Source organism: uncultured Phenylobacterium sp. (assembly GCF_902826855.1).
Taxonomy (GTDB): Bacteria; Pseudomonadota; Alphaproteobacteria; order Caulobacterales; family Caulobacteraceae; genus Phenylobacterium.
In genome coordinates this window covers 14,384-28,378 of the sequence record NZ_CADEGK010000035.1, presented here as the reverse complement: position 1 = coordinate 28,378, position 13,995 = coordinate 14,384, and the positions used below count along the sequence as shown (strand labels likewise).

Below are 13,995 nucleotides of genomic sequence, written 5' to 3'. Positions count from 1 at the left end.
GGGATCAGGTCGACCAACTGCTGGTCGTGCAGCGTCTGCCGCCCGGGCGGGCACCCTCCCGCCTGCGGTGGGCGGTCACCCCGAGCCACCTGGAACAGCCGGTCCACCTGGCGCGGCACGAAGGGTATCCAGGAGGTCTCGTCGCGCTCGGCCACGTAGAGGACGAAGTCGTGGACCCGTTCCACCTCGGAGAACCATTCGGTGGGCGCCGAGGCGGCCTCCGCGCCGACCACGGTGACCTCGTAGCCGAGCGCGGTCATCTCGCGCTCCAGCCGCTCGACGATCGGGCGGATCGGGCCCGGGCGCCCGGTCGCGACGAAGCCGAACACCGAGGGATCGCCGACGCCCCGCCGCGCCACCTGACGGCTTCGCAGGATCATCAGCCGCGCCAGCTCGGTCATCACCTTGCCGTCTGCGTCACAGGCCTCGAAGAACGCCTGCTTCGGCACGGAGAAGATCTCGGAATCGCGCAGCGCGTAGACGTCGGCCGAGTGCGGGATGCCGGCGATCAGGGCCATCTCGCCGGCCGGCTCGCCTGGCCGGATGATGCCGAGGAAGTGCGGCTCCTGGCCCTCCTCGCGACGGAAAGCGCCCAGCCGGCCGGTGCGGACCACATAGAGCTGATCGGACGGATCGCCCTGGGCGAACAGCCGCGAGCCTCCCGGCAGCGAGAACCAGATGGTCTCGGCGCGCGCGCGCGGCTGGCGAAACAGCCGCGCGAGGGCCGAATCGACGGGGATATCGGGCAGGCTCGCCACAGGCGCAGCGTAACGCTCTCCAGCGAAACTCCAAAGGGCCGCACTTCCCAAGGGGTGGGGCTCCCCTTAAGCCGGGCGCATGGCCCTTCACATGATCAAGCTGGTGGTCGGCGCCGCCACTATCGAGGACCTGCTCGCCTGGCGCGCCCACAACCGCCAGGACGAGGCCCCCTGGATCCTGCGCACGCGGATGACCCCGAAGCGCGGCGCGGAGTTGATCGACGGCGGCTCGATCTACCGGGTGTTCAAGGGCGTGATCCTGTGTCGCCAGAAGATCCTGGCGGTGAGCACCTTGGGCGAAGGCGTCACCGCCCGCTGCGAGATCACACTCGCCGAAGATGTCGTGCGCGTGGCCCCGACACCGCGTCGCGCCTTCCAGGGCTGGCGCTACCTAGACCCCAGCGACGCTCCGCCAGACCTCGACCTCGAGGCGTTCGGCGAGGTTCCGGAGTCGTTGGCGCGGCAGCTGCGCGAGGCGGGGGCGTGGTGACCTTAGGTCAATCCCCGACGTTGTCGATCAGCCGGGTGCGGCCCAGGTGGGCGGCGGCGAGGACGCGGATGGGGCCGGTGACGGGGCCCGGACCGAGGCGGTCGAGGTCGGCCGGCGTGCGCGCCTCCACGTAGTCGACGCGGTCGAAGCCCGCGGCCAGCAGCGCAGCGACCGCGGTGGCCTCGACGGTCTCGACGGCCTCGCCAGCCCGCAGACGGGCGAAGGCCTCGGTCAGCACTTCGTACAGCCGGGGCGCGACCCGGCGCTCGTCCGCGCTCAGGTACGCATTGCGGGACGACAGCGCCAGACCGTCCTCGGCGCGAACGATCGGTGCGCCCAGGATCTCGACCGGCAGGTCGAGGTCGGCGGCCAGCCGCTTGATCACCTGGAGCTGCTGGAAGTCCTTCTCGCCGAACACCGCCACGTCCGGGCCGCACTGGTTCAGCAGCTTGGTGACGATGGTGGCGACGCCCGGGAAGTGGCTGGGGCGCGCCAGACCGTCGAGCGGGTCGGCGACCCCGGAGACGATCACCGTGGTCGAGGCGCCGGGCGGGTACATCTCCGCGACGGCGGGAGCGAACAACAGGTGGCACCCGGCGCTGGCGAGCAGGGCGGCGTCGCCCGCCTCGTCGCGCGGGTAGGCGTCGAAGTCCTCGTGCGGCGCAAACTGGGTCGGATTCACAAACAGGCTGGCCACGACCCGGTCGGTCCGCGTGCGCGCCAGGCGCACCAGCGACAGGTGGCCTTCGTGCAGCGCGCCCATGGTGGGGACGAGGCCGACGCTCAGGCCTTCACGCCGCCAGGCCGCCACCTTGGCGCGGAGCTCAGCGACGGTGCGGGCGATCGGCAGGCCGGATGCGGTCGGGGGCATGCCGGGCCTTTAAGCGACCCCGACGGGGTAAGTCCATCCACAGCCCGCGACGTCGCGCGCGTTGACGGACGATGTCCCACCGCGCTCACTCGGAACCGGTGTGAGTCGCGCATGACGACTTGCGGGGAGCTTGAGACATCCATGGGCCAGGCCAGCGTCATCGTGGTCGGCAACGAGAAGGGCGGGGCGGGCAAGTCGACGCTCGCCATCCACATCATCACCGCCCTGTTGCATGGCGGCGCGAAGATCGCCGTCCTGGACCTGGACCTGCGCCAGCAGACCATGGGCCACTTCTTTGCCAACCGAGCCGCGTGGCTGGCAGCCAACAACGCCAGCGCGCCGATGCCGATCGAGCATCCCCTCAGCGCCGCGGGCGACGCGCTCGCAAAGGCGCCGGACGCCGAGCAGCTGGCCCGCTTCGAGGCCGCCTTCGCCGAGGTCTCGGCCGCCGCCGACTTCGTGGTCATCGACACACCCGGCAGCGACACCGCGATCAGCCGCGCCGCCCACGCCCGCGCCGACCTCATCGTCACCCCGATGAACGACAGCTTCGTGGACTTCGACATGCTGGGCGTGGTCGACCCGGTCACCTTGGAGCTGAAGCGCCACTCGCTCTACGCCGAGACGGTCTGGGCCTGCCGCAAGCAACGCGCGACCGTCGAGCGTAAGCAGATCGATTGGGTGGTGCTGAGGAACCGCCTGGCCCCCACCGAGGCCCGCAACCGCCGCCGCCTGGACGAGCGGGTGGAGGCGCTGTCGCGCAAGGTGGGCTTTCGCGTCGGACCGGGCCTGCGCGACCGGGTGATCTACCGCGAACTGTTCCCTTTCGGCCTGACGGTGGCCGACTTGTCGACCTCGATCCGCCCGGTGGCCATGGGCCTGCAGCATGTCGCGGCGCGGCAGGAACTGCGGGCCTTGATGGCCGCCCTGGGCTTCACCGGGCTGGACGAACGCGAGCGGATCGCGGCGGAATAGCCGCATGCTCTACCTCGCCCTGGGCGGTGCGGCCCTGGCGGCCTATCTCTGGCTCACCGGCCGCAAGGGGCTGCTGAAGGGCCGCGGCTGGCGAATCGCCTCCGGGGCGGCCGCGGTCGCGGTCTTCACCGCCGCGGCCTTTGCGGGCGTGCGGGGCCAGTGGCTTCCGGCCATTGCGCTGGTCGCCGTGGGTCTGTGGCTGGCCGGTTCCGCACGCAAGGCTGCCGCCCCATCGGCCCCTGCCGGCCTGATGAGCCTCGGCGAGGCGCGCCGCATTCTGGGCGTGGGGGAGGGCGCGACTCGCGCCGAGATCCAGGCCGCCTACACGCGACTGATGCGCAGCGTGCACCCCGACAAGGGCGGCACCGCCGGCCTGGCCGCCCAGCTCAATGCCGCGCGGGATCGTTTGCTGAGCAAGTAAGACGGTCTTCCCGGACTTCGGTTCGCGAACCGGGATGACGGCTGTTGGAGAACGGGTCCGGTCGGGCTTCAGCCGCGCCCGGGGGCCATCACCATGCAAGGCTGCTTGCGGGATTTCAGCGCCCGGCAGGCGTCCTTGGCTTCGTCCTCGGTCATGCCGGAGAAGCGGGCCTTGAACTTGCCGCCGTCCTTCTCGGCGGCCCCGCGCGCGTCGTCGAAGTGGCTGGCGAACCTCTTCTCGACGATGGAGAGCTGCTCGCGGGCGTCGGAACGGGTGTTGAAGGTGCCGACTTGAACGGTCCACTGGCCGCCCGCGGACTTCCGGGCCTTGCCGTTCAGCTTGGGCACCGACTTGGTCTCCACGATCTGGATCTGCGAAGCGCGCGCTGGCGGCGTGGAGGAAACCATGCGGACGCTCAGGCCCTGTTCGCTGTCGCCTTGCTGCATCGAGGGCTCTGGGCGTGCGGCAAGGGCCGGCGGCTCGAAGAAGTTCTGCGCCACGGTGATCTGCTCGCCGCGCGCGCGCCGCTCCTGCACCTCGAAGCCGGTTAGCAACAGGGACTCGGCGGTCTTGTCGCGGGCGATGCGGTTCGGCCCGCCCAGCACCACCACGATCAGGCGGCGGTTGTCGCGCACGCCGGAGATGGCGATGTTGAAGCCCGAGGCGTTGGTGAAGCCGGTCTTCAGGCCATCCACGCCGGCCACATTGCGCAGCATGTGGTTGTGGTTGTTGATCACCCGGCCCCGGAAGTTGAACGAGGTCTGGCTGAAGTAGCGGTAGTACTGCGGATAGTCCCGCATAGCCGCACGCGACAGGATCGCGATGTCGCGCGCCGTCGACAGGTTGCGGCTGTTCGGCAGGCCGTTGGCGTTGGCGAAATTCGTGTTGGTCATGCCCAGTTCCTGGGCCCGCAAGGTCATAAGGGCGGCGAAGCGCCGTTCGGTGCCGCCCAGCTTCTCGGCGATGGCGACCGAGACGTCGTTCGCCGACAGCGTGGTCATCGTCCCGATCGCTTCGGCCACAGTGATCGACTGGCCGGCCCGGATGCCCAGCTTCGTCGGCGGCTGCGCCGCGGCGTGGGGCGAGAAGACCACCTCGTCATCCAGCTTCAGCCTGCCCGACGCCAGGGCCTCATAGACGAGGTACAGCGTCATCACCTTGGTGATCGAGGCGGGATACCGGGGCGCGTCCGCGCGCTTGCCGTACAATACTTCGCCGGTGCGCGCGTCCACGACGATGGCGGCGTACTTCGACGAGTTCTGAGGGATGAGCGAAAGGTACGGAACCTGGGCCATCGCCGACGGGACGGTCCCGCCCAAAGCCATGGCCGCAGCCAGACCGATCGAAAGCAACAGGCGGCGAGCGTGCTGGATCATGCTTCGTCCGTCGAATCAACGCGTTGAGTGGCAACAGCGCCACCTAAGACCGGTAGCATGCCTCCCGCACCCTTTCATGAGAGTAAACAAGGTTTGAACGAGCGCAATTGTCGCGGGCGTCTTGGTGCAGGTTCCCTGGGCGCCATTTGGGCGCGCCAGCCGCAAGCGATGGGTCCGATCACTTCTGCGCCTGTTCCTCCGCCTTCGGCGCCGGTGGAGGGCAGGCGTCGGCTATCCGGCGGGCTTCGGTGGAGGCGCGGACCGCCACGTCGAGGCCAAGGAGTTCGACGATCACGTCAGCGGTGAGGTTGAAGCTGGTCGGCGTGTACGAGCCCTGGCCGGTGATCGGCACCTTCCGGCCCTTCTTGCTGACGCAGGTCCCCTTCAGCGTGATCTTGCCACCGGAAATCACATTGGTCGGATAGGAGCACTTGTAGTGGCGGTTGGATGGACCGGCCATGAACTTGTCCACCTCGGCCGGGGTGATGCAGCGCTTCTCGGTGCTGGTCTGGCGGATGGGCGAGACGATCCTGTTGGTCGATTCCCAATAGCCCGGCTGGATCGCGGGCTGCGCGGCCGGGGCGGGGCTGGCCGCGAAAAGCGCGATGAGAAGGAGGATGGGGCGGTTCATCGAGTGCGGCCTTCAGGGCTGATTCCGGCGCCACCATGGCCCGCGGCGCATGAACCGGGGCTTAGGGGTTGTCCAGCGCGCCCGTCAGGAACGCGCGGTTCTCTTGGCGGATGCGCGCGCCAGCCTCGTCGTAGAGGAACGGCAGAAAGGCATAGCGGCGGCCCCGGGTCACTCTCGTGGCCTCATGCTGCAAGCTGCAGCAGAACACCACCGCCCCGCCCGTGGGCGGGCGGTAGGTGCGCGGTCCGAACTCGGGGAAGCGCAGGTCGCCGCCTTCGAAGTCCTCGGCGTTGAGGTTGATGGACACGGCGAACCGGCGGTGAGCGGTTCCCTTGGTCTCGTTGTCGCGATGGGGCTGGAAGAAGCCCCCTTCGACGCCGTCGTAGCAGGCGACCATGTGGCGTTCGATCCGGGTCGCGTGGAACTGGTAGGCGCGGGCGATCATCGGGATCAGGCCGCGCTCCAGCGCCCTCACCGCCTCGCGCTGAAGCTCGGCATCGGCGATGTGGACGTCCCGGCGGCGCTTCATGTTGTCGAACACACCCACCGTCTTGCCGTCGATCTCGCGCATGACCCCGGACAGCTCGCCGCCCTGGCCGTCGTAGTAGCCGATGAGGCGGCGACACAGCGAAGGCTCGAACACCCGGGGCACGATGAGGACCGGCGCCACCAACGGAACGCCCGCATGGCCCCCGACCGGCGGCAACCGGCGGAGACTGGCGAACAGCGGCTCCGGCGTGGCGATGGGCGCCCGCGTCATCAGCCGCAGCATCGGGTCGAACAGCAGCCAGGCGGGCGCCTGCTCCCCGGAGTGGTACAGTGGGCCCACTGCCTCCTGCGGGTCGAAGAACCAGCGCTGGCCCGGGATCATGTCGCTCGTCCTGTCCCGCGCGTCGGGCTCGGTTGCGACGAAGAAAGCGGTGAGGTGGACGTCGTTGAAGAGCGGACGCACCGCTTCGAACGCCGCCAGGGCCGCGGCGCGAGTGGACGGGTCGCGGGGCATGAAGGCCAGCAGGATGTAGCGGCCCGCCACGGTGTTGAAGTGATACTGCGGGTTGGTCCGGGTGGCGGCGGCGAAGGACGGTGCGAACTCCCCCACGGAAAGGTGCGGCAGGGCCCAGCGGCCGGGACTGGCGAGGTCGTTCATGGCGGCGCCCGCTCCGCCTGGCCGACACGCGCGTTGTAGGCCGCCAGGACCGCTGCGCCGGTCTCGTCGTAGAAGAATGGCAGGAAGGCGTAGCGCTGTCCGACTGTGACCTTTGTGGCCTCGTGCATCAGGCTGCAGGAGAACACGATCGCGCCGCCCGTGGGCGGTCGGTAGGTCGCCGACCCGTACTCCGCAAAGCGCAGGTCGCCGCCCTCGAAGTCGTCGTTGAGGTTGAGCGAGCAGGCGAAGCGGCGGTGCGCGGTGGCCTGGGTGGTGCTGTCCCGGTGGGGGTGGAACACCCCGCCATCCTCGGCGGCATAGCAGCTGACCAGCAGCCGCTCGGTCTCGGTGACGCTGAATCCCAAGGCCAGCTTGATCAGCGGGAACAGCCTGCGATCGAGGCGCTCGCGGATCGCGGCCTGAAGCTCCGGCGGCTCCACCAGGATGTCGCGGCGCGCCTTCAGCTCGTCCATCACCGCCACGGTGCGATCGCCTGCGTCGCGCATGACGCCCGTGAACTTGCCGCCGTCCGCCCGGTGCAGGTCAATCAGGGCCGCACACAGTTCGGGTTCGAAGATCCGAGGCGCGATCAGGACCGGCGCATGGAGGGTCACGCCGGCGTGCTCGCCCGGTGGGGGCAGGGCGGCCAGGCGGGCGAATATCTCCTGCGGCCGGTCAATCGTCGCGGTGGCCAACACCCGTAGCGTCGGGTCCAGCAGCAGCCAGTGCGGCTCGGGCCCAAAGCGTTCCACGATCCTGCCGCTGTCGTACATCCAGCGCAGGCCGCGCAGGTCCTTCAGCCCCTTACCCATGTCCCGGTCGCGGAACATCACGAAGGCGCTGGCGCGGACGTCGTCGAACATGTGCTGGTGATCCGCCATGGCCTGCAATGCAGCCATACGCGCCTCCTGCTCAGGCGGCAGGAACAGCATCAGCACGTAGCGCCCGGCCGCGCTGTCGAAGACGAATTCGGGATTGGAGGGCGTCGCCGCTTTGAACCAAGGGACTGGCTGGCCGATCGGGAGCGACATGCGGCCTCACTAGCCGGAATTCGTTCGCTGGTTAAGGGCGCACCAGGCGCTGTCCTCCCGCGCGTGCGTACGCGCGAGGTGGCGTTGGACCCTTCTGAATGCTAATGGGAATACCCATCTAACAGTTCGATTCGAACGGCGATTTCCCTCCCTTGACCGACGACAGCATGACCACCCCTCCCGATGACGGGCGCGGGGCTATCGCCCCTATCGCCATCGAAGACGAGCTCAAGAAGTCGTATCTCGACTACGCCATGAGCGTGATCGTCAGTCGGGCGCTGCCCGACGTGCGCGACGGTCTGAAGCCGGTGCACCGGCGCATCCTGTTCTCCATGGGCGAGAACAACCACACGCCGGACCGTTCCTATGTGAAGTCGGCCCGCATCGTCGGCGACGTGATGGGCAAGTATCACCCGCACGGCGACGTCGCGATCTACGACACCTTGGTTCGCCTGGCGCAGCCGTTCTCGATGTCCCTGCTGCTGATCGATGGCCAGGGCAACTTCGGCTCCGTTGACAACGATCCGCCGGCGGCCATGCGCTACACCGAAAGCCGCATGACCCGCGCCGCCATGGCCATCCTGGCGGACCTCGACAAGGACACCGTCGACTTCAAGGACAACTACGACGGCTCCGAGAGCGAGCCCGTGGTGCTGCCCTCGCGAATTCCGAACCTGCTCGTCAACGGCGCCGGCGGGATCGCCGTGGGCATGGCCACGAACATCCCGCCGCATAACCTTGGCGAGATCGTCGACGCGTGCCTGGCCTATGTGGACGATCCCGAGATCAGCCTCGACGCGCTGCTGGATATCGTGCCTGGCCCCGACTTCCCCACGGGCGGCCAGATCATCGGCCGCACCGGCGCTCGCCAGGCCCTGATGACCGGCCGCGGCTCGGTGATCATGCGCGGCGAGGCCTCTGTCGAGGAGATCCGGAAAGACCGAGAAGCCATCGTCATCACCTCGATCCCCTATCAGCTGAACAAGGCCGGCCTGGTCGAACGGATCGCCGAACTGGTGCGCGAGAAGCGCATCGAGGGCGTTTCCGACCTGCGCGACGAGAGCGACCGGCAGGGGATGCGCATCGTCATCGAGATGAAGCGCGATACCTCGCCCGACGTGCTCCTGAACCAGCTCTACCGCTTCACGCCGCTGCAGAGCTCGTTCGGCGTCAACATGCTGGCGCTGAACCGCGGCCGTCCGCAGCAGATGGGCCTGCGCGAGATGGTCGCCGCCTTCGTGGAATTCCGCGAAGAGGTGGTGATCCGCCGCACCAAGTTCGAGCTCAGCAAGGCCCGCGACCGCGGCCACGTGTTGGTGGGCCTGGCCATCGCCGTGGCCAACATCGATGAGTTCATCCACATCATCCGCTCGTCCAAGGATCCCACCGAGGCGCGCGAGCGCATCGTGGCCAAGGACTGGCCGGCGGGCGACATGCTGCCCCTGGTCGAGCTCATCGCCGATCCGCGCACGATGGTGATCAACAGCGACGAAGGCATGCTGATCCGGCTGACGGATGAGCAGGCCCGCGCCATCCTGGCCCTGACGCTGTCGCGCCTCACCGGCCTGGGCCGCGAGGAGATCTTCGCCGAAGCCGGGGACCTGGCCGGCGTCATCAGCGGCCACCTGGAGATCCTGGGCTCGACGGAGCGGATCATGGGGATCGTCCGCGCCGAGTTGGTCGAGGTGAAGGAAGCCTTCGCCGTCCCGCGCCGCACCGAGATCGTCGAGGGTGACGCCGACGTCGAGGACGAGGACCTGATCGCCCGCGAGGACATGGTCATCACCGTCACTCACGGCGGCTACGTCAAGCGCACGCCGCTCTCGATCTATCGGACCCAGCACCGGGGCGGAAGAGGTCGCTCCGGCATGGCCACCAAGGAGGAGGATGCCGTCACGCGCGTGTTCTCCGCCAACACGCATACGCCGATGCTGTTCTTCTCTTCCGGCGGCAAGGCCTACCAGCTGAAGGTCTGGAGGCTGCCGATTGGCACGCCCACCAGCCGAGGCAAGGCGTTCGTGAATCTGCTGCCCATCGAGCCCGGAGAGAGCATCACCTCCATCCTGCCGTTGCCCGAGGACGAGGCCACGTGGGACCAGTACGACGTGATGTTCTCCACTCGTTCCGGCGGCGTGCGGCGCAACAAGCTCAGCGATTTCATCGGCATCAAGCGCAACGGCAAGATCGCGATGAAGCTGGACGAGGGTGACGCCATCGTCGGTGTCGGCGTCTGCAACGCCCAGCAGAACGACATCCTGCTGACCACCGCGCTCGGCCGCTGCATCCGGTTCGCCACCGAGGAGGTTCGCGTGTTCGCCGGCCGCGATTCCGACGGCGTGCGCGGCATCCGCCTCGCCGAGGGCGACAGCGTCATCTCCATGGCCATCCTGCGCGCGGTTCCCGCCACGCCAGCCGAACGGACCGCGTACCTCAAGCACGCCAAGCTCATGCGCTCGGCGACCGAGGGGGAGGACGGCGAGGAGCCTGCGGCGGTGGAAGAGGACGAGGCCGAGGGCGACGACGTGGTGAGCCTGACGCCGGAGCGCATCGCTGAACTCGGCGCGGCCGAGGAGACGATCCTGACGGTCTCCACGGAGGGCTTCGGTAAGCGAACCTCGGCCTATGAGTTCCGCCGCACCGGTCGCGGCGGCCAGGGCCTGCTGGCGCAGGACCTCACCAAGAAGGGCGGCCGACTCGCCGCCTCTTTCCCGGTGGACGAGTCCGACCAGATCCTGCTGGTCACCGACCAGGGCCAGTTGATCCGCACGCGGGTCGGCCAAGTCCGGCTAGCGGGCCGCAACACGCAGGGGGTGATCATCTTCCGCACTGGCGCGGACGAGCACGTGATCTCCGTCGAGCGCCTGGCCGACTCGGGTGAGGAGGAGGACGTCGAGGGCATGAACGATGCCGCTCCCGGCGCGGAGGGGCCTGACGAAGCCGCTCCGGAGCCTGAGGCGTAGCAACGTCGACGCGAGACGCCGCCTGAGGACGTTTTTCCCTTGCCAGAACCGCGCCCTGCGGCGAAAGGGCGAGAGGTTGTGTTGGGGGATTCCAGGGCATGCAGCGCGTCGGTTTCTATCCGGGCACCTTCGACCCCATCCACAACGGGCACATCGACATCATGGGTCGAGCCGTCAAACTGGTGGACAAGCTGGTGATCGGCGTGGCGATCAATGTCGGCAAGGGGCCGCTCTTCTCGCTCGATGAACGCGTCGCGATCGTTGAAGAAGCCATCGCGCCTTTGCGCACCCGCGCCGAGATCATCGTCCAGCCCTACGAGGGCCTGACCATGCACTTCGCCCGCTCCGTCGGGGCCTCGGTCATCGTGCGCGGCCTGCGGCGGATTTCGGATTTCGAGTTTGAATTCCAGATGACGGCGATGAACCAGCAGTTGGACCGCGAAATCGAGACGGTCTTCTTCATGGCCGACCCGCGCCACCTGGCGATCGCCTCGGTGCTGGTGAAGGAGATCGCGATGCTGGGCGGCGAGATCGACAACTTCGTAAGCCCGTCTGTGAAGGCGCGGCTGATGGCGCGCGTGGGTCGCGCCTAGCCCTGGCGAAGTCGCCGCCGGGTCGCTACGAGGACCACATGAAGACCCCAGTATTGCTTTGCGCCGCCGCTCTTTTGGCGCTCTCCGGTTCCGGGGCGGGGGCCCAGACGAAGCCGGCTGCGGCGGCCAAGCCCGCCGCGGCTACCGCCAGGCCCGCCGCCGCCGACTGGCGTACGCCCAATCCCGACGACGTCCTGGTGATCGACACCAACAAGGGCCGCATCATCGTGGAGATGGTTCCCGAAGTGGCCCCCGAGTACACCACGCGCATGCGCGACCTGGCGCGTGAGCACTTCTTCGACGGCCTGACCTTCTTCCGGGTCATCGAGGAGTTCATGGCACAGACCGGAGACCCAGAGAACAAGGGCACGGGCAGCTCAACCAGGCCCGACGTGAAAGCCGAGTTCCTGTTCCGGCGCGGTGCGGAGACGCCGTTCGTGCTGGCAGTCGACCAGATCCAGGTGGAGACCGGCTTCATCAAGTCCCTCCCGGTCTCGACCCAGCCGATGATGCTGGCCCCCATGACCAAGGACGGGAAGGTATCGGGCTACGCCCACTACTGCCCCGGCGTCGCCGGCGCGGCGCGCGGCGAGGACGAGAATTCCGCCAACAGCCAGTTCTTCCTGATGCGGACCATCTTCCCGAGGCTGGAGCGCAAGTACAGCGCCTGGGGGCGGGTGATCTTCGGCCAGGAGGTGGTCACCCAGATCAAAGTCGGCGAGCCGGTGCCCGAACCTCAGGATAGGATGCTGACCGTGCGCGTTCTTAGCGACATGGCGGAGAAGGAACGGCCGAAGATCCGCGTGATCAATCCGGCCGGCAAATGGTTCAAGGCCGAGATCGCCCGGGCGCAGGCCGCCCTGGGCGCAAATTTCACGGTCTGTGACGTCAACATTCCAGTCGAGGTAAAGTGATGGACGCTGAAAACACCCTGATCATGGAGCTCGAGAACGGGCCCGTGACGATCAAGCTTCGGCCCGACCTGGCGCCCAAGCACGTGGAACGGATCAAGGAGCTGGCTCGGGAGGGCTTCTACGACGGTGTCGTCTTCCACCGGGTGATCCCACGCTTCATGGCCCAGGGCGGCGACCCCACGGGCACGGGCATGGGCGGCTCCAAGAAGCCGGACCTGAAGGCGGAGTTCTCCAAGGCGCCGCACACCGAGGGCGTGTGCTCGATGGCGCGCTCCCAGAGCGAAGACTCGGCCAACAGCCAGTTCTTCATCTGCAACGCCGACGCCAAGTTCCTGGACGGCAAGTACACGGTCTGGGGCGAGGTCACCGAGGGCATGGAGCATGTTCACGCCCTGCCGGTGGGCGAGCCGCCGCGCAGCCCCGGGAAGATTGTCTCGATGAAGGTCGCGGCCGACGCGTGAGGTAGGCGATGGCGGCCAGGCTGAAGGTCTTCATCTCGTCAGACGGGATGACCGACTACGTCGTCGCCACGACCTCGAAGACCAAGGCGCTTGCCGCCTGGGGCTCCAGCCAGGACCTGTTCAAGGGCGGCCTGGCGCGGGAGACCGACGACCCGGCGCTGGTGAAGGCGGCCACGGCGCAGCCGGGGGAGGTGCTGCGCCGGCCGGCCGGGTCTCGGGCGGCGCTCGCCAAGCTGAAGCCGCCGAAGGCGCCGCCAGAGCGCAAGGGGCCCTCAAGGTCGGCGCTCAAGAAGGTCGCCGACCTCGAAGCCAGGATTGCGGCGGCCGCTTCGGCCGCCGCCGGCGAATTGGCCGCGCTCGACAGTCAGCGGGCGAAGCGAGGCGCGCCACGCCAAGGCCCGCACGCGGCTCGAGGCCGCCCTCACGGCGGCGCGACGGGCGCTAGGGTGACGATCAACGGGTAGTGGTCCGAGCCCACCCACGGGCCGCGCTCGACCTTCACCGTCGCCCAGCCGGTCCCGGCATAGACGTGGTCGATGGGCAGAAAGGGCAGGGGCCAGGCCCGGCCCATCACCTGCGCCGGCCAAGTCGCGACGGCCCGGTCGCGGCGGATCAGGCCCAGGCTGGTGTCGAGGGTGCGAAGTTGCGCCGACCATGGCGTCGAATTGAGGTCGCCGGTCACGATCATCCGCGCGTCGGATCGTGCGGCCACGACCTCCTCCAAGGCCTCCATCTGCTTGCGGGCCAGTCTTCGCGTTGGCCAATCTATGTGGGTGGTGAGGACCTCGACCGGCCGGGTCGCCATCTCGTACGTCGCGTTCACGAACGTGAGTTTGGAGTCCGACCGCAACTCGGGCCGCACCATTCGCAGGTAGCGCTCGCGCGTGAAGATCATCAGCGAACCTGCCGCCCCCGCCGTCTTCCACCCGCCCTGGACCAACAGATCGCGAAGGTCGTGCCGCGCCTCGGTGACGGTGATAACGTCGGCATCCTGGGCGTTCAGCCAAGCTGCGACCCTGCCGATGTCGGTATTGTTGCGCCCAGCGTTGATCTGGATGACCTTGAGCTCGCCCGGGGATCCGGCGACGGCCACAGGCCCGGTGTCCCGCAGGAACTCCGGAAGCATCAGGAAGCCACTTGCGATGACCGCCAGCACCGAGGCGGCCACCACCGGTCCGCGCCCGGCCGCCACCGCCCACGCGGCGCCCAGAAGGCCGATTGCGCCGTAGAGCGGGGCGAAATGGGACAGCACGTCCAGCCAGGAACTGCGCGGCCCACCCAGCGCCAGAAGGGCGGCCGCCGCGGCGGCGAGAACGAACAGCGTCAGGATGCTGTTCACCCACCCGACGAAACGCGACATCGCACCC

Annotated in this window: 15 protein-coding genes; 8 read left to right on the top strand and 7 right to left on the bottom strand. The window is 68.4% G+C overall.

Annotation, left to right across the window (positions count from 1 at the left end; all coding sequences use genetic code 11):
• Window positions 1-758 (bottom strand): Crp/Fnr family transcriptional regulator (locus tag QZV94_RS07350; RefSeq protein WP_293677158.1); only part of this gene is annotated, 758 nt, incomplete at its 3' end.
• A gap of 79 nt (window positions 759-837) precedes the next feature.
• Here QZV94_RS07350 and QZV94_RS07345 point away from each other — a divergent pair.
• Window positions 838-1,248, top strand: coding sequence for a DUF1489 domain-containing protein (locus QZV94_RS07345; protein ID WP_293677157.1), 411 nt, complete (start codon window positions 838-840; stop codon window positions 1,246-1,248).
• 7 nt (window positions 1,249-1,255) lie between these two features.
• On the opposite strand, the gene panC is transcribed toward QZV94_RS07345, so the two are convergent.
• Complete coding sequence (panC, locus tag QZV94_RS07340; protein WP_293677156.1) at window positions 1,256-2,119, bottom strand: pantoate--beta-alanine ligase; 864 nt, start codon at window positions 2,117-2,119, stop codon at window positions 1,256-1,258.
• Between the two features lie 141 nt (window positions 2,120-2,260).
• Here panC and QZV94_RS07335 point away from each other — a divergent pair, with 141 nt between their 5' ends.
• Window positions 2,261-3,094: a division plane positioning ATPase MipZ gene (locus QZV94_RS07335; RefSeq protein WP_293677159.1), complete on the top strand. Its 834-nt coding sequence runs from the start codon at window positions 2,261-2,263 to the stop codon at window positions 3,092-3,094.
• A 4-nt stretch (window positions 3,095-3,098) separates the two neighbouring features.
• Window positions 3,099-3,515 (top strand): DnaJ domain-containing protein, encoded by a 417-nt coding sequence (locus QZV94_RS07330; protein ID WP_293677155.1) that lies wholly within the window; start codon window positions 3,099-3,101, stop codon window positions 3,513-3,515.
• A 68-nt stretch (window positions 3,516-3,583) separates the two neighbouring features.
• Here the strand turns inward: QZV94_RS07330 and QZV94_RS07325 are convergent, their stop codons facing one another.
• The 4 genes from QZV94_RS07325 to QZV94_RS07310 all read right to left on the bottom strand — a co-directional run bounded on the left by QZV94_RS07325 (window position 3,584) and on the right by QZV94_RS07310 (window position 7,700).
• Complete coding sequence (locus QZV94_RS07325) at window positions 3,584-4,891, bottom strand: D-alanyl-D-alanine carboxypeptidase (protein WP_293677154.1); 1,308 nt, start codon at window positions 4,889-4,891, stop codon at window positions 3,584-3,586.
• 178 nt (window positions 4,892-5,069) lie between these two features.
• Window positions 5,070-5,522: a DUF3617 family protein gene (locus QZV94_RS07320; RefSeq protein WP_293677153.1), complete on the bottom strand. Its 453-nt coding sequence runs from the start codon at window positions 5,520-5,522 to the stop codon at window positions 5,070-5,072.
• Window positions 5,523-5,583: 61 nt separating this feature from the next.
• On the bottom strand, window positions 5,584-6,669 hold the full coding sequence (locus QZV94_RS07315; protein WP_293677152.1) for a 2OG-Fe(II) oxygenase: 1,086 nt from the start codon (window positions 6,667-6,669) through the stop codon (window positions 5,584-5,586).
• Window positions 6,666-7,700 (bottom strand): 2OG-Fe(II) oxygenase, encoded by a 1,035-nt coding sequence (locus QZV94_RS07310; RefSeq protein ID WP_293677151.1) that lies wholly within the window; start codon window positions 7,698-7,700, stop codon window positions 6,666-6,668. Before QZV94_RS07310 ends, QZV94_RS07315 begins: the two co-directional genes overlap by 4 nt.
• A 152-nt stretch (window positions 7,701-7,852) precedes the next feature.
• On the opposite strand from QZV94_RS07310, the gene gyrA reads away from it, so the two are divergent.
• The 5 genes from gyrA (at window position 7,853) to QZV94_RS07285 (ending at window position 13,092) form a co-directional block, all read left to right on the top strand.
• Window positions 7,853-10,660, top strand: coding sequence for a DNA gyrase subunit A (gene gyrA / locus QZV94_RS07305; RefSeq protein WP_293677150.1), 2,808 nt, complete (start codon window positions 7,853-7,855; stop codon window positions 10,658-10,660).
• 98 nt (window positions 10,661-10,758) lie between these two features.
• Window positions 10,759-11,253: a pantetheine-phosphate adenylyltransferase gene (coaD, locus tag QZV94_RS07300; RefSeq protein ID WP_293677149.1), complete on the top strand. Its 495-nt coding sequence runs from the start codon at window positions 10,759-10,761 to the stop codon at window positions 11,251-11,253.
• A gap of 38 nt (window positions 11,254-11,291) precedes the next feature.
• Window positions 11,292-12,167 carry a peptidylprolyl isomerase gene (locus QZV94_RS07295; protein WP_293677148.1) on the top strand — a complete coding sequence of 292 codons (876 nt, stop codon included), beginning with the start codon at window positions 11,292-11,294 and terminating at the stop codon, window positions 12,165-12,167.
• The gene (locus tag QZV94_RS07290; protein WP_293677147.1) at window positions 12,167-12,628 is read left to right on the top strand and encodes a peptidylprolyl isomerase; all 462 of its coding nucleotides are present in this window, start codon (window positions 12,167-12,169) and stop codon (window positions 12,626-12,628) included. Before QZV94_RS07295 ends, QZV94_RS07290 begins: the two co-directional genes overlap by 1 nt.
• Window positions 12,629-12,636: 8 nt before the next feature.
• Entirely contained in the window at window positions 12,637-13,092 is a 456-nt protein-coding gene (locus QZV94_RS07285) for a hypothetical protein (RefSeq protein ID WP_293677146.1), read from the top strand.
• On the opposite strand, the gene QZV94_RS07280 is transcribed toward QZV94_RS07285, so the two are convergent.
• The gene (locus tag QZV94_RS07280) at window positions 13,050-13,988 is read right to left on the bottom strand and encodes an endonuclease/exonuclease/phosphatase family protein (RefSeq protein ID WP_293677145.1); all 939 of its coding nucleotides are present in this window, start codon (window positions 13,986-13,988) and stop codon (window positions 13,050-13,052) included. The two genes, QZV94_RS07285 and QZV94_RS07280, sit on opposite strands and share 43 nt — an antisense overlap.
• Between the last annotated feature and the right edge of the window lie 7 nt (window positions 13,989-13,995).